The 24,056-nt window shown below is 56.3% G+C and carries 22 protein-coding genes, 1 pseudogene and 1 other annotated feature; of the genes and pseudogenes, 7 read left to right on the forward strand and 16 right to left on the reverse strand.

Going from position 1 to position 24,056, the window contains the following annotated elements:
- Positions 1-76: 76 nt before the first annotated feature.
- A complete protein-coding gene (gene tal / locus F9C28_RS00855) occupies positions 77-1,030 on the reverse strand; it encodes a transaldolase (RefSeq protein ID WP_199013206.1) in 954 nt (317 codons plus the stop codon).
- Between the two features lie 200 nt (positions 1,031-1,230).
- On the opposite strand from tal, the gene F9C28_RS00860 reads away from it, so the two are divergent.
- Positions 1,231-2,664: an alanine/glycine:cation symporter family protein gene (locus tag F9C28_RS00860; protein WP_199013207.1), complete on the forward strand. Its 1,434-nt coding sequence runs from the start codon at positions 1,231-1,233 to the stop codon at positions 2,662-2,664.
- 92 nt (positions 2,665-2,756) lie between these two features.
- Entirely contained in the window at positions 2,757-3,533 is a 777-nt protein-coding gene (gene yaaA, locus F9C28_RS00865; RefSeq protein ID WP_199013208.1) for a peroxide stress protein YaaA, read from the forward strand.
- A gap of 2 nt (positions 3,534-3,535) precedes the next feature.
- Here yaaA and F9C28_RS00870 read toward each other — a convergent pair whose 3' ends face one another.
- Positions 3,536-4,423: a LysR family transcriptional regulator gene (locus tag F9C28_RS00870; protein WP_199013209.1), complete on the reverse strand. Its 888-nt coding sequence runs from the start codon at positions 4,421-4,423 to the stop codon at positions 3,536-3,538.
- Positions 4,424-4,555: 132 nt separating this feature from the next.
- Here F9C28_RS00870 and F9C28_RS00875 point away from each other — a divergent pair, with 132 nt between their 5' ends.
- On the forward strand, positions 4,556-5,413 hold the full coding sequence (locus F9C28_RS00875; RefSeq protein WP_199013210.1) for a Vmh family MBL fold metallo-hydrolase: 858 nt from the start codon (positions 4,556-4,558) through the stop codon (positions 5,411-5,413).
- A 20-nt stretch (positions 5,414-5,433) separates the two neighbouring features.
- On the opposite strand, the gene F9C28_RS00880 is transcribed toward F9C28_RS00875, so the two are convergent.
- From F9C28_RS00880 to yjjY, 7 genes and pseudogenes are all read right to left on the reverse strand, one after another.
- Positions 5,434-5,769, reverse strand: a complete 336-nt coding sequence (locus F9C28_RS00880; protein WP_199013211.1) for a DUF2502 domain-containing protein — start codon at positions 5,767-5,769, stop codon at positions 5,434-5,436.
- Positions 5,770-6,013: 244 nt separating this feature from the next.
- Positions 6,014-7,300: a threonine synthase gene (thrC, locus tag F9C28_RS00885; RefSeq protein ID WP_199013212.1), complete on the reverse strand. Its 1,287-nt coding sequence runs from the start codon at positions 7,298-7,300 to the stop codon at positions 6,014-6,016.
- A gap of 3 nt (positions 7,301-7,303) precedes the next feature.
- Entirely contained in the window at positions 7,304-8,233 is a 930-nt protein-coding gene (gene thrB, locus F9C28_RS00890) for a homoserine kinase (protein ID WP_199013213.1), read from the reverse strand.
- Position 8,234: 1 nt separating this feature from the next.
- Positions 8,235-10,697, reverse strand: a complete 2,463-nt coding sequence (gene thrA / locus F9C28_RS00895; RefSeq protein ID WP_199013214.1) for a bifunctional aspartate kinase/homoserine dehydrogenase I — start codon at positions 10,695-10,697, stop codon at positions 8,235-8,237.
- A gap of 25 nt (positions 10,698-10,722) precedes the next feature.
- Positions 10,723-10,842: a sequence feature (Thr leader region), on the reverse strand.
- Positions 10,778-10,849: a thr operon leader peptide gene (gene thrL, locus F9C28_RS00900; RefSeq protein WP_071840856.1), complete on the reverse strand. Its 72-nt coding sequence runs from the start codon at positions 10,847-10,849 to the stop codon at positions 10,778-10,780. It overlaps the preceding feature by 65 nt.
- A 196-nt stretch (positions 10,850-11,045) precedes the next feature.
- Positions 11,046-11,732 (reverse strand): tRNA/rRNA methyltransferase, encoded by a 687-nt coding sequence (locus tag F9C28_RS00905; RefSeq protein ID WP_199013215.1) that lies wholly within the window; start codon positions 11,730-11,732, stop codon positions 11,046-11,048.
- Positions 11,733-12,127: 395 nt separating this feature from the next.
- Positions 12,128-12,269, reverse strand: a pseudogene (gene yjjY / locus F9C28_RS00910) (YjjY family protein).
- Between the two features lie 98 nt (positions 12,270-12,367).
- Between yjjY and arcA the strand changes: the two are divergent.
- Entirely contained in the window at positions 12,368-13,084 is a 717-nt protein-coding gene (gene arcA, locus F9C28_RS00915) for a two-component system response regulator ArcA (RefSeq protein ID WP_199013216.1), read from the forward strand.
- Between the two features lie 70 nt (positions 13,085-13,154).
- Here the strand turns inward: arcA and creA are convergent, their stop codons facing one another.
- On the reverse strand, positions 13,155-13,628 hold the full coding sequence (gene creA / locus F9C28_RS00920) for a protein CreA (RefSeq protein WP_199013217.1): 474 nt from the start codon (positions 13,626-13,628) through the stop codon (positions 13,155-13,157).
- A gap of 203 nt (positions 13,629-13,831) precedes the next feature.
- On the opposite strand from creA, the gene robA reads away from it, so the two are divergent.
- Complete coding sequence (gene robA / locus F9C28_RS00925) at positions 13,832-14,701, forward strand: MDR efflux pump AcrAB transcriptional activator RobA (protein ID WP_199013218.1); 870 nt, start codon at positions 13,832-13,834, stop codon at positions 14,699-14,701.
- Here the strand turns inward: robA and gpmB are convergent.
- The gene (gene gpmB / locus F9C28_RS00930; RefSeq protein ID WP_199013219.1) at positions 14,698-15,345 is read right to left on the reverse strand and encodes a 2,3-diphosphoglycerate-dependent phosphoglycerate mutase GpmB; all 648 of its coding nucleotides are present in this window, start codon (positions 15,343-15,345) and stop codon (positions 14,698-14,700) included. The two genes, robA and gpmB, sit on opposite strands and share 4 nt — an antisense overlap.
- Positions 15,346-15,395: 50 nt before the next feature.
- Here gpmB and yjjX point away from each other — a divergent pair, with 50 nt between their 5' ends.
- Positions 15,396-15,911, forward strand: a complete 516-nt coding sequence (gene yjjX, locus F9C28_RS00935) for an inosine/xanthosine triphosphatase (RefSeq protein WP_199013282.1) — start codon at positions 15,396-15,398, stop codon at positions 15,909-15,911.
- Here the strand turns inward: yjjX and trpR are convergent.
- Together trpR and sltY are read right to left on the reverse strand one after the other, a co-directional pair.
- Entirely contained in the window at positions 15,902-16,231 is a 330-nt protein-coding gene (trpR, locus tag F9C28_RS00940; protein WP_199013220.1) for a trp operon repressor, read from the reverse strand. The two genes, yjjX and trpR, sit on opposite strands and share 10 nt — an antisense overlap.
- 55 nt (positions 16,232-16,286) lie before the next feature.
- A complete protein-coding gene (gene sltY, locus F9C28_RS00945) occupies positions 16,287-18,221 on the reverse strand; it encodes a murein transglycosylase (RefSeq protein ID WP_199013221.1) in 1,935 nt (644 codons plus the stop codon).
- A gap of 233 nt (positions 18,222-18,454) precedes the next feature.
- Between sltY and ettA the strand changes: the two genes are divergently transcribed.
- On the forward strand, positions 18,455-20,125 hold the full coding sequence (ettA, locus tag F9C28_RS00950; RefSeq protein WP_199013222.1) for an energy-dependent translational throttle protein EttA: 1,671 nt from the start codon (positions 18,455-18,457) through the stop codon (positions 20,123-20,125).
- Between the two features lie 88 nt (positions 20,126-20,213).
- On the opposite strand, the gene nadR is transcribed toward ettA, so the two are convergent.
- The 3 genes from nadR to serB form a co-directional block, all read right to left on the reverse strand.
- Positions 20,214-21,449: a multifunctional transcriptional regulator/nicotinamide-nucleotide adenylyltransferase/ribosylnicotinamide kinase NadR gene (gene nadR, locus F9C28_RS00955; RefSeq protein WP_199013223.1), complete on the reverse strand. Its 1,236-nt coding sequence runs from the start codon at positions 21,447-21,449 to the stop codon at positions 20,214-20,216.
- Positions 21,450-21,619: 170 nt separating this feature from the next.
- Positions 21,620-23,002, reverse strand: coding sequence for a DNA repair protein RadA (radA, locus tag F9C28_RS00960; protein ID WP_199013224.1), 1,383 nt, complete (start codon positions 23,000-23,002; stop codon positions 21,620-21,622).
- Positions 23,003-23,017: 15 nt separating this feature from the next.
- A complete protein-coding gene (gene serB / locus F9C28_RS00965) occupies positions 23,018-23,989 on the reverse strand; it encodes a phosphoserine phosphatase (RefSeq protein WP_199013225.1) in 972 nt (323 codons plus the stop codon).
- Positions 23,990-24,056: the final 67 nt, after the last annotated feature.

The following is a 24,056-nucleotide window of genomic DNA, read 5'->3' on the forward strand; positions in this document are numbered from 1 at the left end:
ATACACGCTGGTGTGGCGGGCAGACAGAGAGAAGATCAAAAGTATGGCCGGGGAACCCCGGCCATCGGGAGAGCGATTACAGCAGGTCGCCAACCATTTTTTCCAGTTTCCCCTGGTCAACAGCAAACTTACGGATACCGTCCGCCAGTTTGTCTACCGCCATCGGATCCTGGTTGTGCTGCCACAGAAACGCAGATTCGGTCATGCGATCCGGACGGGCTTTCACCTCACCGGCGAATGCCAGTTTGCGTTCTACGGTCCCTTCGCTTTCAGACAGGGTCTTCAGCAGCGCCGGTGCGATAGTCAGACGATCACAGCCCGCCAGTTCAAGGATTTCGTCCACGTTACGGAAGCTGGCGCCCATGACCACGGTTTCATAACCGTGCTCTTTGTAATATTTGTAGATCTCAGTCACCGAGATAACGCCCGGATCTTCATGACCGGCGTACTCTTTTTTATCGGTGTTCGCTTTGTACCAGTCCATGATACGGCCCACAAACGGGGAGATCAGGTAAACACCGGCTTCAGCACAGGCGCGCGCCTGGGCAAAAGAGAACAGCAGCGTCAGGTTACAATTGATGCCTTCTTTTTCCAGCTGTTCAGCGGCACGAATGCCCTGCCAGGTGGAGGCCAGTTTGATCAGGATGCGGTCATTGCTGATCCCGGCATCGTTGTACATTTTGATCAGACGTTTGGCTTTGGCGATGCTGGCTTCAGTATCGTAAGAAAGACGCGCGTCAACTTCGGTAGAAATACGGCCAGGGATCAGTTTGAGGATTTCAAGACCAATGTTTACCGCCAGACGGTCAGTAGCATCAACAACCTGCTGTGCGCGGTCGCTGCTCTGGTTACGTGCCCAGGCAACAGCGTCATCAATCAGTTTACGATATTCAGGGATCTGAGCAGCGTTAAGGATAAGAGAAGGGTTAGTGGTGGCATCCTGCGGCTGATACAGCTTCATGGCAGCGATGTCTCCGGTATCAGCAACTACGGTAGTAAGCTGACGTAAGGAGGTCAATTTATCCATCATAATAGAGATTCTCTTCAAAACGACGTGTTAGGGAGATGTAACCGGTCTTAGGGCGATGATAGCACGCCGCGCATGAGGTGCAACCACCGGAATATGCCCTTACTCTGTGCTAAAATCGCGTTTCAGTTTTTATGATAATGGACATCACCTCATCAGAGCCTCGTCGTCATGGGGCCCTGAGCTGATTTTTCGGGAGCATCATGAAGGACTTTTTGTATTTTATTAGCGAGATACTGTGGACCTCGCTGGTGGTATTTTTATTATTGGGCGCCGGATTGTGGTTCAGCTTCCGCACCGGCTTTGTCCAGTTTCGCTATTTCCGTCAGACCGGGGAAAATCTCAAAAAAAGCACAATCCTACGTCCCCACGGCATTACTTCATTTCAGGCACTGTGCACTGGTCTGGCGGCCCGGGTGGGCAGTGGCAACCTTACCGGTATTGCTCTGGCTATCTCGGCCGGTGGCCCCGGCGCGGTGTTTTGGATGTGGGTTGCCGCGCTACTGGGCATGGCGACCAGTTTCGCCGAATGTTCCCTTGCCCAGGTTTATAAAGTTAAAGACGGTGAAGGCCGCTATCGCGGCGGCCCGGCGTGGTACATGGAACGTGGGTTGGGGATGCGAAAAATGGGTATTGTTTTTGCTCTCTTCCTGCTGCTGGCTTTTGGGCTGGTCTTCAATGCGGTACAGTCCAGTGCCATCGCCAATGCGCTGCATCAGGCCTTTTCGGTGCCACATCTGGCAACCGGTATCATCCTCGCCCTACTCACCGGCCTGGTGATTGCCCGCGGGTTGCAGGGCATCGCCCGGGTGGCGCAGTGGGTTGTGCCATTGATGGCCGTGCTGTGGATTGGTATGGGGTTGCTGGTTATTGTCACGCACCTGGAACTGGTGCCCCAGATGTTACAGACCATTGTCCGCAGCGCGTTTGGCTGGCAAGAGGCCGCGGCAGGCACAGCGGGATACACCCTGAGCCAGGCGCTGACCAATGGGGTACAGCGCGGGCTATTTTCCAATGAAGCGGGGATGGGCTCCACCCCGAATGCGGCAGCGGCAGCGGCGGTGTGGCCGCCTCACCCCGCCAGCCAGGGTATCATTCAAATGGTCGGGGTCCTTGTTGATACCTTGCTGATCTGCTCCGCCACGGCGGCCATTATTTTACTGTCCGGCGTCAGCAGCAGTGTCGACAGCGACGAAAACGGTATTTTGCTGGTACAGCAGGCGTTATCCCGGCTGGTTGGCCCCTGGGGTGAACAGTTTATTGCGGTGGTGATCCTGCTGTTTGCCTTTACCTCAATCATCGCCAATTACGCCTACGCCGAGAATAACCTGGTGTTCTTACGCCGGGACGCCCTGTGGCAAAAGTGGCTGCTGCGTCTGGCGGTGATGGGGATGGTGATTGTTGGCTCACAGATAAGCATCACCGTGATCTGGCAGATGGCGGATATTGTCATGGCGCTGATGGTGTGTATGAACCTGATTGCGATTCTGATGCTGTCGCCGGTGGTAAGAGAAATTACCGCTGACTATTTACGCCAGCGGAAACTGGGGGTGATGCCGACCTTCGACCCCCGCAGGTTCCCGGAGATCCAGTACCATATTGAGTCCAGTGTCTGGGATGAGCCCCGGGGCCGATAACGAATTTTTCAATTGAAGTCATTGGCCCTGCCCGGCGGGAAATATGCCGGAAATTTGCTACAGTAGGGCCAAAGTCACCCCAAGGAATCCCTATGCTGATCCTGATTTCACCTGCCAAAACCCTGGATTATCAAAGCCCGCTGGCCACCACACGTTTCACCCAACCGGCCCTGCTGGACTATTCTCAGCAGCTGATTAAGATAGCCAGACAGCTTTCTGAGCCACAGATTGCCACGCTGATGGGCATCAGCGACAAGCTGGCCTCCCTGAACGCCACGCGCTTCCACGACTGGCAACCCAACTTCAGCCCGGATAATGCCCGCCAGGCCATTCTGGCCTTCAAAGGCGATGTCTATACCGGCCTGCAGGCAGAGACCCTCAGTGAGGATGATTTTGACTTCGCCCAGCAGCACCTGCGGATGTTATCCGGGCTCTATGGTGTATTGCGGCCGCTGGATCTGATGCAGCCCTATCGGCTGGAGATGGGCATCCGGCTGGAAAACCCGCAGGGGAAAGATTTATACAGCTTCTGGGGGGATACCATCACCGACACACTCAATAGCGCCCTAAAAGATCAGGGGGATGACGTGGTGATCAACCTGGCATCGGATGAATACTTCCGGGCCGTGAAACCGGCAAAACTCCAGGGAACCATTATTAAGCCGGTGTTCCTCGATGAGAAAAACGGCAAATTCAAAGTGATCAGCTTCTACGCCAAGAAAGCCCGGGGCCTGATGAGCCGGTATATTATCACCCATCGCCTGTCGACCCCGGAACAGTTAACCGCCTTCGACAGCGACGGTTACTACTTTGATAGCGCTACGTCCAGCGATCGGGAGCTGGTCTTTAAGCGCCACGAACAGCACTGATATTACCCCCGATCCGGCAACAAAGACGCCTGCAAATCATCCAGCAGCAGGCGTAATGCCGCGGGCTGGCGCTCTCTGGATTGGTACAGCCCGTAAATCCCCAGGCGCTGGGGCGAGTATTCTGGCAGGACCGTCACCAGCGCCCCGCTGTTAAGCCCCGGTAATGCTTCCTGAAGCGGGATCATGGCAATGCCACAGCCCGCCAGCGCCGCATCCCCCAGCAGTGCCGAGATGCCGGTACTGAAATTACCGTTCACCCCAACGCTCAGCGCCCCGCCACCCGGGGCGGTAAAACGCCATGACTGCCCGGCAAACCCGCTGTAACACAGGCAATTATGGTTGGCCAAATCGGCGGGGGTTTGCGGCACCCCGCGGCGCGCAAGATAGCCGGGCGCGGCACAAATCACCGAGGTGCAGTCCCCCAGCCGCCGGGCGATCGCCCCGGGCTCCGGGTAGTTGGTTATCCGTATCGCGAGATCAATACGTTCCCCCACCAGACTCACCGGCTGGCTGCTGATATCCAGCTCAATACGTAATGCCGGGTAGCGCTCAAGCAGTGGCGGGATCCGCGGGCCAATAATGTGCACCGCGGTAAAATGCGCGCAGGCCACCCGTAATGTCCCTACCGGCTCATCCGCGGTGGCATGCCCTTCGATAATATCGGCGATACTGGCCAGTTGCCGGGTGGTGCGCAGGATCTCCTCCCCCGCGGGCGTAATGGTCAGCCGCCGCGATGAACGGTGAATCAGCCGGGCACCGGCCCAGGACTCCATCGCGTCGAGATAACGGCTCACCATTGGCCGGGACATCCCCAGCGCCCTGGCCGCCGCGCTCAGGCTGCCCAATTCACAAATCCGGTTATATACCCGTGCGGCAATGATGCGATCCATAGGCTGTTATCCGATCGTTTTATGAAATGCTGCATGTCTGGTTTCAGGAATTCTAACAGATCGCAAAATGCATAAAATAGCCGCTATTCACTCTGCGTCATCTCCGGCGCCCTTCGGCAAGGATCTTAATCAATGAAAACGTACTGCGGGCTGGTCCTGCTGCTGAGCACCATCAGCGGGTCGGCCCTCGCCTCTCCGCTGTCTCTGCAAGTCTATAACCCCCAGCACCACGGCATGTTCCCGGTCTCTTCTGTGCTGGTGTCCGGCCCGGAGCACGCCATTCTGTTTGATGCCCAGTTCAGTACCCAGGATGGCGAAAAACTGGTGCAAATGATCCGCCAGGGCGGAAAGCCGCTCCAAATGATCGTCATCACCGCCGGCGATCCGGATTTTTACTTTGGCCTCGAGCCGCTGGTAAACGCCTTCCCGGGAGTAAAAGTGGTGGCCTCTCCCAACGTCGTGGCGCATATCCGCGCGACCCGCAAAGCGAAGCTGGCGTTCTGGGGGCCACAGATGAAAGACGGCGCCCCCCAGCGCACTATTGTTCCCGAGGCCCTTACCCGCTCAACGATTACGCTGGATGGCAACACCATTGAGTTACGCCGCAGCAACAGCTACGCCGCCTATGTCTGGATCCCGGAAAGCAAAACCATTCTGGGCGGGACCGCTGTCTCTTCCGGTATTCATGTCTGGACCGCAGATACCCAGAGCCGCAAACAGCGCAGCGAGTGGCGACATATTTTGACCGAGATGCAGCACTTGCATCCCCGGCAGGTGATCCCCGGGCACTATTTGGGCCAGCGCCCCGCCGGTGACCAGGCCGTCACCTTTACATTGCGTTATTTGCAGGACTTCGAGCATGTGCTGGCCGCCAACAAGCAGGCGGCAGAGGTTACCCGGGTGATGAAAGCACACTGGCCAACACTGGAGGACGACAGCGCCCTGGCGCTGAGCGCTAAAGTGAACAGCGGGGAAATGCGCTGGCCCTGACGCCAGCGACCGGAAAAGCATTAATGATGATGGCCACCCGGGCCGCCGTGGCTACCGTGACCGCCCGGGCCGCCATGACCACCGTGGTTATCGTGACCATGATAATGCGGTGGGCGATGCGGCGCACTGCCGTGGTGGCGAGGCGGATGGTGCGGATGCCAGCGGTTGTCACGCCACTGGTAGTGACGATTCCACCAGTCGCGATCCCGCCAGTGGCCGCCGTCCCAATAGTGACCATAGTTATCGCGATCGCCAATCTGTAATTTGATCGAGGGGAGTAGTGTAATTTCATCGGCATGGGCAATCCCGGCCGCGCCCAGTAACAGGGGAAATATCAGGAGCAGGGGCTTAAACATTATTCACCTCTTTGTCTTATCTTCGCCTTATAGGCTGTAAGGTGATAATACCCTGCCAGTAGCGGATGATAATACTCTGCTGTCTTAATCTCCGGCATAACGCATATTATGGCAACTCCTGCACTTTTCCTGCCTGTTGTCTCCTTTTTCTCTTCATAATTCCCCGGCGATACTGGCTTTTTAACGCAAAAAAACCTGCCAGGGCGTTAGCCCCGGCAGGCCTGTCGCGGATGCACCATTGCGTTTAGCGCGCTGCCAGCAAAAAAGCGCGCAGTTGTGAGAAATCGGCCGGTAGCAGATGCGAGAGCAGCGGCAGATCCGCCCGTTCAGCCAGGGCCGGCGGCAGCGCCAGCGGCTGGTCGAGGATGGCTTCCACACTTTCTTTAAACTTGGCCGGGTGCGCCGTTCCCAGGAACAGGCCATATTCCCCCGGCTGAAGCTGTTGGTTCAGGGCATACCAGGCAATGGCCGCATGCGGTTCAGAGACATACCCCTGACTATTGAGGTCACGCATGGCCGCTTTGGTGGTCTCATCACTGACCGTGGCGGACCCCAGCTCATTCAGGCGCCAAATCTTGCGCCGGAACAGCTCCTCTACCCGGGGCCAGTTATTAGGCTGGCTGACATCCATGGCGTTAGACAGCGTCGCCTGGGTCGCGTGCGGCTCCCACTTCCCGCTGGAGAGGAAACGCGGCACGGTATCGTTAGCATTGGTCGCGGCAATAAAGCGCTTAATCGGCAGGCCGAGAGATTTAGCCAGCAGACCGGCGGTCAGATCCCCGAAGTTGCCGCTCGGCACGGAAACCACTAACTGATTACGCGCCTCCTGGGGTAACTGGGCCACCGCTTCAAAGTAGTAGCAAATTTGCGCCAGCAGGCGGCTGATATTAATCGAGTTAGCCGAGTTCAGCCCCAGCGCCTGTTTCAGCTCTTCATCATCGAAGGCCTGTTTCACCAGGGCCTGGCAGGCATCAAAATCGCCATCAATGGCCACAGTTTCAATATTGCCCCCCAGGGTGCAGAACAGTTTCTCCTGGAGCGGGCTGATCCTGCCGCGCGGGTAGAGGATAACCACCCGCACATTTTTCATACCGTAAAATGCATGGGCGACCGCCGCACCGGTATCCCCGGAGGTGGCCGTCAGAATAGTGACCGGCTTATCGCCGCTGATGTAATCCAGCATCTGGGCCATAAAGCGGCCGCCAAAATCTTTGAAGGCGAGGGTCGGGCCGTGGAACAGTTCCAGGCAGCCGATATGGTCAGAGACCTGGGTTACCGGGGCCGGGAAAGCAAATGCCTTACCCACCCGGGCGTGCAGTTCATCTGCGGGGATCTCATCACCGATAAACGCGCTGAGGATTTTCGTACTGCGGGTCACGAAATCATCGTTGAGCATCTCGTCGATCGCGGAGTGCTCAAACTCCGGCAATTCGAGAGGGAAAAACAGCCCCTGTTGTTTACCCAGCCCCTGCGTCACCGCCTGAGCAAAACTGACTTGTTCGTTATGATCTTTCAGATTGTAGAGTTTCATGCGTTATCCCAGTACCCGTGCGCCCGCCGTATCCAGACGGCAAATATGAACAAAGCCTTCCTGATTTTGCAGATAGTGTTGTTGTAGCCAGTCCGCCGTACGCTGCGCCGCCTGTGGCGTATCGCAAACGGCGAACAGCGTGGGCCCGGAGCCGGAAATCCCGCAGGCCAGCGCCCCCAGCTCCAGTGCCGCCCGTCGTGCATCACCAAAGCCCGGCAGCAGTTTCGTGCGGTATGGCTCGGCAATCACATCCTGCATCAGTTTTGCCGCCAGCGCAGGTTGCGCGGTGTGGCAGGCGTGAATAAACCCCGCCAGGTAACGGCCGTGGCGGATGCAATCCGCGCGGCGATACTGGGCCGGTAAGATAGCCCGCGCCTCAGCAGTGGAGACCTTAATCCCCGGGTAGGCCATCACCCACAGCCACCTTTCAAACCCCGGCACCTGCTGGCTGATAATGCCGTTCTCTTCCAGCATCAGTTGCATACCGCCCAGGAAACACGGCGCCACATTATCATAATGTACGCTGCCGGAGATCCGCCCTTCCAGCTCCCCCATCAGGGCCAGCAGGCGGTTGTCGTCCAGCGGTTTATTGCAAAATTCGTTCATCGCCATCAGCCCCGCCACCACCGAGCAGGCGCTGGAGCCCAGGCCTGAGCCGATAGGCATGTTTTTTTCCAGCTTCATGGCCACCGGGATGGTTTCGCCGATTTCCTGGCAGAAACGCTCCCAGCACTGATAGACAATATTTTCCCGGGGCTCCCGGGGCAGCTTACTGGCGAAGCGGCCCGCATTCTCCAGGCTAAAGGTTTCTGCGGCCTCAACGGTTACGCAATCCCCTAATAGGGTACCGTCCACCGGAGACACCGCTGCGCCCAGCACATCAAACCCAACGCTCACATTGCCGATTGAGGCCGGGGCATACACTTTGACCATGTTAAACTCCTAACTTCCATGACAGGGTACGCAGCAGGTCGGCGAATACCCCGGCGGCGGTGACATCATTGCCCGCGCCATAGCCGCGCAGAACCAGCGGCAGCGGTTGATAATAGTGGCTGTAGAACGCCAGGGCGTTTTCGCCGTTTTTTACTTTATACAATGGATCGTTACCGTCCACGGCAGCAATTTTTACCCGGCAAACCCCCTGCTCATCGATCGCCCCGACATAGCGCAGCACCTTGCCGTTATCCCGGGCCTGAGCAACCCGGGAAGCAAACACCTCATCCAGCTGCGCCAGTCGTGCCATAAAGCTGGCGACATCCCCGCTGGCATCAAAACCGGCGGGCAGCACGGGTTCAATCACAATATCGGACAGCTCAAGTTCAAGGCCGGTTTCACGGGCAAGGATCAACAGCTTACGCGCCACATCCATACCGGAAAGATCATCACGGGGATCGGGCTCGGTATAGCCCATTTCCCGGGCGATGGTGGTGGCCTCAGACAGGCTCATCCCCTCATCAAGTTTGCCGAAAATAAACGACAATGAGCCAGAGAGAATACCGGAGAACTGCCGCAGTTCATCACCGGCACTCAGCAGGTTTTGCAAGTTTTCGATAACCGGCAGCCCGGCCCCGACGTTGGTATCGTAGAGGAACTTACGCCGGGAGCGCTGGGCGGCGCTGCGCAATTGGTGGTAATAACGCATCGATGAGGTATTGGCTTTTTTGTTCGGGGTGACCACGTGGAACCCCTCTTCCAGGAAGTCAGCGTACTGGTCTGCCACCTCCTGACTGGAAGTACAGTCGACAATCACCGGGTTCAGCAGGTGATACTCTTTCACCAGGCGAATTAAGCGGCCAAGGTTAAATGGCTCTCTGGCCTGCGCCAGCGTCTGCTGCCAATTCTCCAGATCCAGCCCGTGTACGTTGGTCAACAGCCCCCGGGAGTTGGCCACACCGCATACCCGTAAATCGATGTGCTTTTTCTTCAGCCAGGCTTGCTGGCGCTTGATCTGCTCAAGCAGTGCCCCGCCGACCCCACCGACCCCGATAACAAACACTTCGATGACCTGGTCGGTGTTAAACAGCATCTGGTGGGTCACGCGCACGGCCGTGGTCGCGTCGTCGTTATTGACCACCACGGAAATCGACCGCTCAGAAGAGCCCTGTGCGATAGCAACGATATTGATATTGGCCCGGGCCAGGGCGGCAAAAAATTTGGCGGAGATACCGCGCAGGGTGCGCATGCCGTCCCCCACCACCGAGATAATCGCCAGGCGCTCGACAATGGACACCGGTTCCAGCAGCCCTTCTTTCAGTTCGAGGTAAAACTCCTCTTCCAGGGCGCGGGTAGCCCGTAACCTATCATTCTGCGGGACACAGAAGCTGATGCTGTATTCCGACGAGGACTGGGTGATCAGCACCACGGAGATCCCGTTGCGCGACATGGTGGCAAATACCCGGGCAGCCATACCGACCATGCCCTTCATCCCCGGGCCGGAGACGTTAAACATCGCCATATTATTCATATTGGTGATGCCTTTCACCGGCAGGCCGTCTTCATCGCTGCTGGCGCCAATCAGGGTACCAGGAGCCTGGGGGTTACCGGTATTTTTGATTAAACAGGGAATTTGGAACTGGGCAATGGGGGAGATGGTCCGGGGGTGGAGCACTTTAGCGCCGAAGTAGGACAGCTCCATGGCCTCCTGATACGACATCGATTTCAGCAGCCTGGCATCCGGCACCTGGCGCGGATCACAGGTATAAACGCCGTCAACATCGGTCCATATTTCGCAACAGTCGGCGCGCAGACAAGCGGCCAGCACCGCCGCCGAATAGTCAGAGCCATTACGCCCCAGCACCACCAGTTCCCCTTTGTCATTACCGGCAGTGAAGCCGGCCATCAGGATCATGTGGTCTGCCGGGATCTGGCTGGCCTGAATACGGCGGGTGGATTCGGGAATATCCACCGTAGACTCAAGATAGTGACCCACCGCCAGCAGTTTCTCGACCGGGTCGATCACCGTGACATGGTGGCCGCGCGCCTGCAATAACGCGGCCATTATCGCGATGGAGAGCTTTTCACCCCGGCAGATCAGCGTGGCATTGATGCTGTCCGGGCACTGCCCTAACAGGCTGATCCCGTGGAGGATATGCTTTATCTGGGCAAATTCTTGCTCCACTACCGCTTTCATTTTCGCCAGCGGGAAGCCAGGCTGGGCCTGCGCCAGGCCGGCCAGTAAATCGGCAAAAATGCGCTCGGCATCATCCAGGTTAGGTAAGGCATCCTGGCCGCTGATGGTTTTTTCGATCATCGCCACCAGGTGGTTAGTAATTTTAGCCGGGGCAGAGAGCACGGTGGCAACCTGTCCTTGTCTGGCATTGCTTTCCAGAATGTCGGCAACAGAGAGAAACCGCTCTGCATTTGCCACTGACGTACCGCCGAACTTCAACACTCTCATGGTGAATCCCCTCAAACTTGTGCCTAAAAAAAAAGCCCGCACTCTTCAGGTGCGGGCTTTTTCTGTGTTTCCTGTACGCGTCAGCCCGCCCCGTTACCTGTGGTAATGGTGGTGGTTGTAATGATGGTGGTCATCAGGCCGATACGGATCATGGATGTTGTGTGCTCTTAATAACAATTGACTATATTGGTTAAAGTATCTGCCGCGTTAAGTCAACGAAAATTTGATTTTGGCCACAAATTCAAATTTTTTGCTAATTCGGCCTGGCGGTCTGGATTTAGCTTAAAACACCGAAAAATCCGCTTATTCATGCCACAACTTGACAACGATAGGCACCCAGGCGGCATTTTATTCGGTCAGCTTTTTTTCAATATCGTGCAGCAATCGGTGCAACATGACCGTGTCGCGCTGGCCTAAAACCCCCAGCCGCTGTTGCAGCCAGTCGCTCAGCTTATGGTCATCGGTTATCGCCAGCGCCGTCAGTAAGTTATCCACCCGGCGGCGTAATGCCTGCAGTTGTTGCACATCCGCCGCGGGCTCCTGGGGGGCATCCCCCTGCATCAGCGCCGAGAGCTGATAGCAATACACCATCACCGCCTGGCCCAGGTTCATTGACGGATAATCCGCTACCATAGGGACACCGGTGAGGACATCCGCCAGCGCCAGCTCGTCGTTGGTCAGCCCGGAATCCTCACGGCCAAACACCAGCGCCGCGCCCCCAACCCACTGCCGTTTCTCTTCCAGCAGCGGCACCAGCTCTGCGGCAGTGGCGTAGTAGTGAAAGCGCCCCCGGCTGCGGGCGGTCGTCGCAATCGTAAAATCAATATCCGCCAGCGCTGCTTCCAGGGTGGGAAATACCGCCACCCGGTCGAGAATATCCCCGGAGCCGTGGGCCACCCAGCGCGCCTGAGGCTGTAAGTGCGCCTCACTGTTCACTATGCGTAAGTCGTTAAATCCCATAGTTTTCATCGCCCGGGCCGCCGCCCCAATATTTTCAGCTCTGGCAGGCTCCACCAGGATAATGGAAAAACGCATCTCTTATTAAATCCTCTGAAACAGATAGCTCATGACAATTCGGCGATATAATTCGCGCCATAAATTTACTTTACGGCAACAAAACAGCCGCTGTTCTACTACCATAACAGCTGAAATTGTCTTAGCAGTGACCATAATAAACGCAATAGCACCACATAATGATTTTTACTATATATGATTGTTTATCATGGATAAAATAAAGTACGGGTAGCGATAGCTAATCGTTGAATTTGATTTTCTATTTTGCCACTATTTATACCCTATTGATTAAAAAAATGTGACGAACGCTAGCAATGCGCTACGATGATTTCATCAAACTGTTAACGTGCTACAATTGAAATTGATATATGTCAACGAAGCATAGTTTTATTGGGCGTCAGAACCGACTCAGCCTGTTATGTTGCTGTTAAAATGGTTAAGATATTAGCCGTTTTTGACACCGTCGGGTCTAAAGGGAACGGTACCCACGACCAAGCTAATGATGTTGTTGACGTTGATGGAAAGTGCATCAAGAACGCAATTACGTACTTTAGTCATATGTTAGGCCGCGCATGTTAATTTACAGCATGCATCAGGCAGGTCAGGGACTTCTGTACTTCCTGTTTCGATTAAGTTGGCAATTTTAGGTAGCAAACATGCAGACCCCTCACATTCTTATTGTTGAAGACGAGTTGGTAACACGCAACACGTTGAAGAGTATTTTCGAAGCAGAAGGCTATGATGTTTTTGAAGCGACTGACGGCGCCGAAATGCATCAGATCCTTTCTGATAACGATATCAACCTGGTTATCATGGATATCAACCTGCCGGGTAAAAATGGACTGCTGCTGGCCCGCGAGCTGCGCGAGCAAGCTAACGTGGCGCTGATGTTCCTGACCGGCCGCGATAACGAAGTAGATAAGGTTCTGGGTCTTGAAATCGGGGCAGATGATTACATCACTAAACCGTTTAACCCGCGCGAACTGACTATCCGCGCCCGTAACCTGCTGTCACGCACCATGAATCTGGGCACCACAGGTGAAGAGCGTCGCTCCGTTGAAAGCTATAAATTCAACGGGTGGGAACTGGATATCAACAGCCGTTCTCTGATTAGCCCTAATGGCGAACAGTATAAACTGCCGCGCAGTGAATTCCGTGCCATGCTGCACTTCTGCGAAAACCCGGGCAAAATTCAGTCCCGTGCAGAGTTGCTGAAAAAGATGACCGGACGTGAGCTGAAACCTCATGACCGTACTGTAGACGTTACGATCCGTCGTATCCGTAAACATTTCGAGTCTACGCCGGACACCCCGGAAATTATCGCGACCATTCACGGTGAAGGATACCGTTTCTGCGGTGATTTGCAGGAATAACGCCACCGTCAGGGTGAGTGAATAGATAAAAAGGCCGGATAACCCGGCCTTTTTTATTTGCGTAATAAACTTACTCTTTCCACGGCATAATCGGCACGGCGCTGAGGGCATTCTTCGGCGAGCCATCAACCACTTTGTCAGAATAGGCCAGATAGGTCAGCGCATTACGTTTGGCATCATAGAAACGCACCACCTGAAGGGTCTTAAAGACCATAGAAATGCGTTTCTGAAAGACAACTTCGCCCTGCTCTTTACCGGCTTTAATTTTATCGCTCAGTTCAACCGGCCCCACCTGCTGACAAGAAATTGCCGCGTCAGCGGTATCTTCCGCCAGCCCTAAACCCCCTTTAATCCCGCCGGTTTTTGCCCGGCTCAGGTAGCAGGTCACATTTTTAATATCGGGGTCATCAAACGCTTCAACCACAATTTTATGATCCGGCCCAATCATTTTGAAAACCGTATCGACAGATCCGATCTGCTCAGCACTAACTGACTGACTTAACAGTAAAAAAGCCGCAGACAACCATAACGTTTTTTGTTTCATATTATTACCAGCGCTCATTATTTAAGCGATTATTACACGGGATTTCATTAAATTCTGTTCAGTATCACACTATTGATTATTAAATAGAACTACAGCTTTTGAATCGCACATGTTGTTAAAAAAAACTCTCAAACCGGTTTCAGCAAAAAATGCTATGATCCGCATCTGGTTATAGGCCTGAGTTAGCAGGATGGGGATATTATATGGATCAAGCTGGAATTATTCGCGATCTACTTGTCTGGCTCGAGGGCCATCTGGATCAGCCGCTGTCACTCGATAATGTAGCGGCAAAGGCAGGTTACTCCAAATGGCACCTGCAGCGCATGTTTAAAGATGTCACTGGACAGGCCATCGGCGCTTATATTCGCGCACGTCGATTGTCCAAATCCGCAGTCGCATTACGCCTTACTGCCCGCCCTATTCTGGATATTGCCCTACAATATCGTTTTGACTCCCAACAAACGTTCACCAGGGCATTTAAAAAGCAATTTGCCCAGACCCCTGCGCTTTACCGCCGCAGCCCGGACTGGTGCTCTTTTGGTATTCGCCCGCCCATCAGGCTGGACGACTTTACCCCGCCAGAAGGGCAATTTGTCACCCTGCCCGCCATGCATCTGCTGGGGGTTACCCAAAATTATAGTTGCTCACTGGAACAGATAAGCCACTTCCGTAACGAGATGCGCATCCAGTTCTGGACCCAGTTCCTGGCCAATGCGCCATCGTTGCCGCCGGTGCTCTACGGTCTGCACGAACCGCGGCCCAGTCTGGAAAAAGACGACGAGCAGGAAGTGTTTTACACCACCGCTCTGGCGCCGGAAATGGCCAGTGGCCATATACCGCACGCCCAGCCGATCCTGCTGGAAGGCGGGGACTATGTGCAGTTCACTTATAACGGCCCCGCGGACCATCTGCAGGAGTTCATTCTGCTGATTTACGGGACCTGTATGCCGACACTCAATTTAACCCGCCGCAAAGGGCTGGATATTGAGCGCTTCTTCCCGGCATCCGAAGCGAATGTCCTCGACCACCAGCGGATCATCCGCTGCGAATACCTGGTGCCAGTGAAACGCTAGCGCTGGAGTTCATCCAACGCCGGGGCATCGAGATGCGAAATGTCCCCGGCCGTCTCCACTATCCAGCCATTTGCCAGCCACGCGCTCTGTTGGTAGTCCACCCGGGAAATTGAACAGTTACGCAACCGCAAACGCCGCTCCGCCCAGGCGGGGAGCCCTAAAATGGTACTTACCAGGCAACCCAGCGCCATACCGTGGCTCACCAGCAGCGGCACACTCCCCGGCGGAAGCTCCCGACAGGCATTCAACGCCGCGTGCATCCGCTGGCTGACCTCCTGCATTGATTCCCCCTGCGGGATACGCCCTTCCGGATTACCGTTAACCAGCTGGCGCCGCCACTGTTCTTCTTCTGCCGTTAAGGTGTCCAGGTTGCGCTGCTCCAGCACCCCCATATTCAGCTCACGTAAACGGCTATCGAGGATCACGTCGCAGCCACAGGACTGGGCGATAATTTCCGCTGTCCGCCGGGTGCGCCCGAGATCACTGGCTATCACATGCGTGATACCGTAGCCACACACTCTGGCGCCGACCTGCATGGCCTGACGCTCCCCCATCTCTGTGAGCGGGCTGTCCGACTGCCCCTGAATGCGGCGCTGCGCATTCCACTGTGTTTCACCGTGACGAACGAGATATACTTGTAGCATGTTGTTATCCGCTATCCTGCCCTGACATCAAATAAGTGAGTTCACTGATTATGCACCACGTTGTTCCTGCCACCAAAAACCCGGCGAAAATTCAGGCGATTCTGCAGGCTTTTGAAGCTATCTTCGGAGAGGGATCCTGCCATATTGATGCGGTGGACGTCGAGAGCGGTGTACCGGAGCAACCAATGGGCGATGCGCAAACCCTGAGCGGGGCGCGACAGCGGGTGGTCAATGCCCGCCAGGCCAGGCCAGAGGCAGATTTCTGGGTGGCTATTGAAGCGGGTATCGATCAGGGAAGTACCTACAGCTGGGTGGTGATTGAAGACGCGCACCAGCGTGGAGAGGCCCGCTCTGCCACAATGCCCCTGCCGGAAAAAATCCTCGCGCAAGTCACCGCCGGGCAGCCCCTTGGGCCCGTGATGTCAGCGCTGACCGGCATCGAACAGATTGGCCGTAAAGAAGGGGCGATTGGCGTTTTCACCGCTGGCGCACTGACCCGCGGCAGCGTCTATTACCAGGCAGTGGTGCTGGCCCTCTGCCCTTTCCACAACGTCCTTTACCGCTGATGCTCGGCTAATACCTTCTCAAGCCAGGCCCGCAAATCCGGCGGTGCCGATTTCAGGCTATTAGAGCCGCGCGTGATGGTCGCAATACCGGCACCCAGCTCGCTTTTCAGCTCCCGCTGGCTCATCTCACCGCGCAGCAACTCTTCAATAATCCGCACCCGGGTGCCCAGCGCAGTGCGCTCGTCAGGGGTGAGCATCAGGGTCAGGAATGGCAAATGCTGCTGATCAGTAAACGACTGCTGTAACAGATCCACAAAGCGCAACCATTCCTGGTGACTCTGTTCGGCCTGTTCTGCGGAATAAGGAGAGGGTTGAGTCATGTTATGCCACCGTACTATTCAACAAGTACAGCAGCATAACATACTCACCGGCAAATCAATAACGGCGCTGCCACTCCGCATCGGTCATCAGCTGCGGCTTACCGCCGAGGAAGTAGCGGTAATAGGCATCATACGCCAGCACGTTCTTCACATAACCGCGGGTTTCCGAGAACGGAATACTCTCCACAAACGCCACCGCGTCAATACGCCCGGCGCTGTTCCCAAGCCAGGTACGCACCCGGCCCGGCCCGGCGTTGTACGCCGCCGAGGCAAAGATACGGTTATTACCAAACTGATCAATCACGTACTGCAAATAACTGGTCCCCAGATTAATGTTCATTTCCGGGTCCAGCAGCTGCGCCCGGTTACTGTAGCCGGGGATACTGAACATCTGCGCGGTATGCTGGGCGGTAGCCGGCATCAACTGCATCAGCCCGCTGGCCCCCACCGGAGAGCCAATTTTCGGGTTCCAGGCGCTCTCCTGACGGGCGATCGCCATCGCATAGCTGACAGACACCGCTTTGCCGCTGGTATAGCGATCAAACAGGTTTTTATACGCCAGCGGGAAGCGTTCGCGCAGGTTATCCCACAGCTTACCGGCGATAGTCGCCTGGACGCTTAAATCCCACCAGCCGCGATCCAGCGCATAACTGGCCAGCGCCCCCTGTTCGTCTTTACTGCGGCTGGCAATATAACTGGACCACTCGCCCCGGGCGGTATTGTCCATATTCCAGTACATCAGCTCACGGATGCGGGCCATCTCCGGCCCCTGCACCAGCGCCGGGTTCACTTCCGGCGGCTTGTTGATATACAAGTTATAATCTTCACCCAGCTTTTGCGCGGCGGCCATCGGGTAGAAACCGCGCTTTTTCATCAGCGCGTGGAGGATAGCCTTACCTTCGTCATCGCGCCCCTGCTCCAGCAGCAAATCCCCCTGCCAATACTGCCATTCATCTTTCTGTTTATCTTCCATCGGCAGGCGGGCAATCCAGGTATTCAGCCCGGTGCGGTCGCCAACACCCAGCGCCATACGGATCCGCCGTTCAATCAGCGAGGCATCATCAGAGCGCATGACCACGTCATCACGCCAGGCCGCTTGCTCGCTGGTGGCATCGGTGCCCATCAGCCGCCAGGCCACCACTTCATGAAGGGCCTGCGCCTGCTGGTCGGTAAATTGCTGGGCCTGAATGAGTGACGGCAGCATCAGGCGGGCGTTTTCCACGTCCTGGCGCGCCACGCTGGCAAACGCCACGATCACCGCATCCCGGGAGAAGTCCGTTGCCGGCACCGAACGGGCAAAGGTCATCACCGAATTGGGGTTATTCGCCAGTGACACCAGCGGGATAGAAAGTGACTGATAGCCCGGCGGCATATCGCTGGCCAGACGGGAGACCAGCGTGCTATTCCCCTGCTTCATCGCCAGGCGAATACGGGACAAGTACTCCTCCGGCTGCTGATTGCCGGAGGTTCGCCAACTGGCAAACAGGGATTCACAGGCCGCAGGCATATTTTTACCGGACTGCCATAAGCCCCTCGCCCCTTGCCAGGCGTCCTGGGCCTGGCCGGTGCTCCATTTGGCATAATAGTAATTACATTTGGCTTCGGTGGACGGTGGCGGTTCCGGGCTGAACGCCAGCACACCATTCCAGTCCTGACGGCGCGCCAGCTCATTAACAAACCGGGATTTCAGCGAGCGGGCCAGCGGGAGTGTCGGGTTCTTTTGAATAAACTGCGCCACCGCAATGGTGGTTTCGTTAGACAGGTCATCCGTTAGCTGGCGATATTCCAGGTAAGGGTATAGCGGGTAGTCACGCAGGGTGGGCATCAATTGCTGCACCACATCCATCTGGCGGTTATCCCATGCCTGTTTAACCTGCGCATAGCGGCTGCGTTGCTCGTCCAGAGAGTCCGCATTCGCCACTTGATTGAGCGTTAATACGCACACCCCGGCGGCCAGCGCGCGCCACATAATCTGTTTGGCTTTCCCCACAACTACTCCTCGATTCAATTGATCACTCCGCGGCTTCATGCCACCGTCATCAAAACTTATTTTATGCTAACTGCACTGGCCATCAGGCGCCATGTCCTGCGCATAATTTTGCGATTTCACCGGGTCATTAACGCTTTGGTTGGCGTTGGCTGGGATTCAGGCAGGAAAACGGCTACACTTCGCCTGGTAAAATAATCATCTCATATCACGATATAAAGAGGCGAAGTCGCAACGTGGCTCAATTCGTTTATACCATGCATCGCGTCGGCAAGGTTGTACCGCCGAAGCGACATATTCTGAAAGATATCTCTTTAAGCTTTTTCCCAGGGGCAAAAATTGGCGTACTGGGCCTGAACGGTGCCGGTAAGTCTACCCTGCTGCGCATCATGGCGGGTATCGATAAAGACATCGAAGGGGAAGCGCGCCCGCAGCCTGGTATCAAAATTGGCTACCTGCCCCAGGAGCCTCAGCTTAATAAAGACCATACCGTCCGCGAATCCATCGAAGAAGCCGTAGCCGAAGTGGTGGACGCGCTCAAGCGTCTGGATGAAGTCTACGCGCTCTATGCGGACCCGGATGCCGATTTCGACAAACTGGCCGCCGAACAGGGCAAGCTGGAAGAGATAATCCAGGCCCACGACGGCCATAACCTGAATAACCAGCTTGAGCGCGCCGCCGACGCGCTGCGCTTGCCGGAGTGGGATGCCAAAATCGACACCCTGTCCGGGGGTGAGCGCCGCCGCGTCGCGCTGTGCCGCCTGCTACTGGAAAAACCAGACATGCTGCTGCTGGACGAACCAACTAACCACCTGGATGCAGAATCCGTGGCCTGGCTGGAACGCTTCCTGCACGACTTTGAAGGCACCGTGGTGGCTATCACCCACGACCGTTACTTCCTCGACAACGTGGCGGGCTGGATCCTCGAACTGGACCGCGGCGAAGGTATTCCGTGGGAAGGCAACTACTCCTCCTGGCTGGAGCAGAAAGATCAGCGCCTGGCCCAGGAAGCCTCTCAGGAAGCGGCACGCCGTAAATCCATTGAGAAAGAGCTGGAGTGGGTGCGCCAGGGCGCTAAAGGCCGTCAGTCTAAGGGCAAAGCCCGCCTGGCGCGCTTTGAAGAGCTCAATAACGTCGATTACCAGAAACGTAACGAAACCAGCGAGTTGTTTATCCCGCCTGGACCGCGCCTCGGCGACAAGGTGCTGGAGGTGGAAAACCTCAGCAAATCTTACGGCGATCGCGTCCTGTTCGACGATTTGTCCTTCTCTATCCCGAAAGGGGCGATTGTCGGGATAATCGGGCCGAACGGTGCCGGTAAATCCACCCTGTTCCGCCTGATAACCGGCGCCGAGCAGCCGGATTCCGGGGCGATCAACCTTGGTGAAACGGTAAAACTGGCCTCTGTTGACCAGTTCCGTGACGCCATGGATGACAAGAAAACCGTCTGGGAAGAAGTGTCTGGCGGGCTGGACATCATGAAGATCGGCAACTTTGAGCTGCCGAGCCGCGCCTACGTGGGCCGCTTTAACTTCAAAGGCACCGATCAGGGCAAACGAGTAGGTGAACTGTCCGGCGGTGAACGCGGCCGTTTGCACCTCGCCAAGCTGTTGCAGGTGGGCGGTAACATGTTACTGCTCGATGAACCGACCAACGACCTGGACGTGGAAACCCTGCGCGCGCTGGAAAACGCCCTGCTGGAGTTCCCGGGCTGTGCCATGGTGATTTCCCATGACCGCTGGTTCCTCGACCGTATCGCCACCCATATCCTGGATTATCAGGACGAAGGTAAGGTGGAGTTCTTCGAAGGTAACTTTACCGAATACGAAGAGTACAAGAAACGCACCCTCGGCGCCGACGCGCTGGAGCCGAAGCGTATCAAGTACAAACGCATGACCGCGCGTTAATCCCCTGTCCCCTCCCGCCCGGGAGGGGATATTTCACCACGCCAGAAAAAACCACCAGCCCAGCGATCCGGGCCGGAGAACACCCGTGTTAGCCCTGCTCGCCCATCATCTGCTTCACCAGCTCAACACTGCGCAGGAAGCGGCGGTCGTGATTGGGTTCATCCACCCACACGTAGGGCATCTGGTTGGCCTGTAATAGCCCCTCCAGCAAGTTCAGGTAGGGTGTACGGCTGCTGGCGGCACTTGCGCCGGTGGCGGGCTCTGCGGCGGTATCTTCCGGGATAGCCCCCAGCAAGATAACCAAATCAAAACGGTATTCATCAATCAGCGCCTGCACAAAGGGGTGTTCGCGCCCCTGATGCTTTTTACAACGCGCCTGAATAGAGACAAAGTCAGTATCGACAAATACCACCTTATTGGCATATTTCACTGAAAAATCAATATACTGAGCCTGGCCGAGGGCGATTTTGTCATAGTCGGAATATTGCAGCGCCATCTGATCGCCCCCGAGGTGGGAGAAAATATAATCCTGGCCGTACTCCCAGGCGCTGGTGGTGTTAAAGATATTGGCCAGTTTATTCACCAGGGTAGACTTGCCGCTCTTCTCGCCCCCCAGAATGGCGACGGTACGGACAAAAAACGGTTTCACCTCGGTGGGGATATACTCCCAGTAGCGGAACGGGTTTTCGCGGATTTGGGCGCCGCTGATGGCCATAAACGTGCGCCGGGGGTCAATAAGCGTCGCCTCAACCCCAAGATGTTCCGGGTATTGCCGGGCATCACTCTCTTCGCTGGTGTAAATCCGATTGGGGTAGATGCCCTTCTCTTCCATAAACCCTTTAATGCCCCGGCTCCAGACATCCCAGCCGTGGGGGTATGGCTCCATCCCTTCTTCATTGAAGGCGTGGATATGGATATTTTTCTGATACTTAAAGGTTTGTAATAGCCAGCGTAACCGGTCGCTGATGGTGGGCTGCTGGGACATGGCGCTGTCTTCAAACAACGCCCGATCGCGGCTTTCGTCATAGCCCATAATAATATGCAATTCATCGACCTGGCTGCAGGCGCGCTGGATAAGGTAGACGTGGCCGGTATGCAGTGGATAAAACTTACCAAACACCACCCCGACATTTTTCTGGCGGCGCGGGAACTCCAGCTCAAGGAAACGGTGTAGTGCCTCCAGCTTTTGGGCGCTGGGGCTTTTGATTTTGGCGTTGAGCAGTTGGCTAAGATAGCCCTTTGTCATCCCGCTGGCATCCGCCACCTGCTGTAAGGTGCATCCTTTACGGCGAATGGCGTTTTTCAGGTAGTCGAACGATGACATGTACTGCCTCCGGCAATTAATCGGGATTCCACGGCCCATCAGGCCCAGGGGGATAATTCTGCGATCACGGCAGCAGGGCTGGCTTCGGCCCGGCGAGCTATCTGGCTCACGAGATAGCGCGTTACCGGACGGGGTCTGGCCCTGCCGCCTGTGAAGTATGAAGGGAGTGATTATAAATCGTCAAACACTGCCAGTGCATCAGAAAGCTTTTTAACACCAAATATTTGCATACCTTCGGGTGCTTTTTTCGGCACATTGGCCGCCGGCACAATCGCGCGGCGAAAACCGTGCTTAGCGGCTTCAGAAATCCGCTCCTGGCCGCTGGGTACCGGGCGGATTTCCCCGGCCAGCCCGACCTCGCCAAAGACCACCAGATCGTTCGGCAGTGGCCGGTCGCGCAGGCTGGAAACCATCGCTAACAGTAAGGCCAGGTCGGCACTGGTTTCTGTCACTTTGACACCGCCAACCACGTTAACAAACACATCCTGGTCCGCCATCTGTAATCCACCGTGACGGTGCAGCACCGCCAGCAGAATAGCCAGCCGGTTTTGCTCAAGGCCAACGGCCACCCGGCGCGGGTTAGACATCATCGAGTGGTCTACCAGGGCCTGGATCTCCACCAGCAGCGGGCGGGTCCCTTCCCAGACCACCATAACCGAGCTGCCTGAGGTAACTTCATCGCCCCGGCTGAGGAAAATAGCCGATGGGTTGCTCACTTCGCGCAGCCCCTGTTCGGTCATGGCAAACACCCCCAGCTCATTCACCGCCCCGAAGCGGTTTTTATGGCTGCGCAGGGTGCGAAAGCGGGAGTCCGCATCACCATCCAGCAATACAGAACAGTCGATGCAGTGCTCAAGCACCTTCGGCCCCGCCAGAGAACCGTCTTTGGTCACGTGGCCGACCATGACAATAGCCACCCCGCGGGTTTTGGCAAAGCGGGTCAAATAGGCGGCAGTTTCACGCACCTGGGCCACACTGCCCGGCGAGGACTGGATATCCGCCATATGCATCACCTGGATGGAGTCAATCACCATCAGCTTCGGCTGTTCTTGCTCGGCAATCAGGCAAATCTGCTCGATACTGGTTTCCGACAGCATATTCAGATTGCCGGTGGGCAGCCCCAGGCGGTGGGCGCGCATCGCCACCTGCTGGAGTGACTCTTCCCCGGTGACGTACAGGGTTTTCATCTGTTCCGCCAGGCGGCACAGGGTTTGCAGTAACAGCGTGGACTTCCCGGCCCCTGGGTTACCGCCAATCAGAATGGCACTCCCCGGGACCACCCCGCCCCCCAGCACCCGATCAAACTCTTTAAATCCGGTGGAGAAACGCGGCAATTCCTCAAGGCTAATCTCAGACAGCCGCTGGACCTTACTGACCCCGGCACTGCCCGCATAGCCCGAAAGCCGTTCATTACGCGCCGCCTGGGGGCTGGCCGCCAGGCGTACTTCGGTGATGGTATTCCACGCCTGGCAAGCGCTGCACTGCCCCTGCCAGCGGGGATAATCCGCACCACACTCATTACAAACAAACGCGCGTTTTGGAGCTTTCGCCACCGGTTACCTCGTTAATTATTCCTGATTAAGACTACCGGACAGGATGCACAGCACCCCCATCAGGTCAGCATTGTGGATGCTCACCCCGGCTTTCTGGTTTACTTTCGGCTTCGCGTGGTAGGCAATCCCCAGCGCCGCGCGGAGGATCATCGGCAGATCATTCGCCCCGTCGCCAATGGCGACCGTCTGCTCTGCCGGGATATCATACTTCTCTGCGAGCCGTTGCAGGGTCATTTCTTTGTAACCACCGTCGACAATCGGCCCGATCACCTGGCCGGTCAGGCGGCCATCGCGAATTTCCAGCGTATTGGCCACCACCTCGGTGAGGTGCAGAGTGTCCCGCAGGTACTCCGCAAAGAAGGTAAATCCACCGGAGGCAATCGCCACTTTCCACTCCATGGCGAGCAGTTTTTCCACCAGCTCAGTCAGGCCAGGCATCAGCGGCAAGCCGTCACGCACCTGGCGTAAAATATCGGCATCGGCCCCTTCAAGGGTGCCCACCCGCTGGCGCAGGCTGGCGGTGAAGTCCAGTTCGCCGCGCATGGCGCGCTCCGTGACCCCGGCCACCATCTCGCCGGTACCGGCCAGCTTCGCAATTTCATCAATGCATTCGATCTGAATCGCGGTGGAGTCCATATCCATCACCAGCAGGCCCGGGGCACGCAGGTAAGGGATATTGCCCAGCGGGGCGACATCCAGCCCGGCGCTGTGCGCCAGTTTGGTGGCCCGCGGCGTCAAAGAACCCGCCAGACGTACTACCTGATAGTCACCGACACACCAGGCGCTGACGATAACCATCGCCGCCCCCAGTTTGCGCTGATACGCCGTCAAACGTGCTTTATCCAGCGCCCGGCCATACAGCAGCCAGCCGGTACGCCCGGCGCGATAATCCAGTGGCATCACTTCATCACCACTCAGTGAAAGCGGCAACCCTGGCCAGAGGGAAACATCATTTGGCAGGTCGCACCAGGTCAGGCTATTAGGCATTACAACTCCTGTAGGAAGTAAATCAGGCCGGTACAAAACAACGCATGAGGCTACCCTGTCCTGTGCG

Source organism: Shimwellia pseudoproteus (assembly GCF_016415625.1).
GTDB classification, from domain to species: Bacteria; Pseudomonadota; Gammaproteobacteria; order Enterobacterales; family Enterobacteriaceae; genus Shimwellia; species Shimwellia pseudoproteus.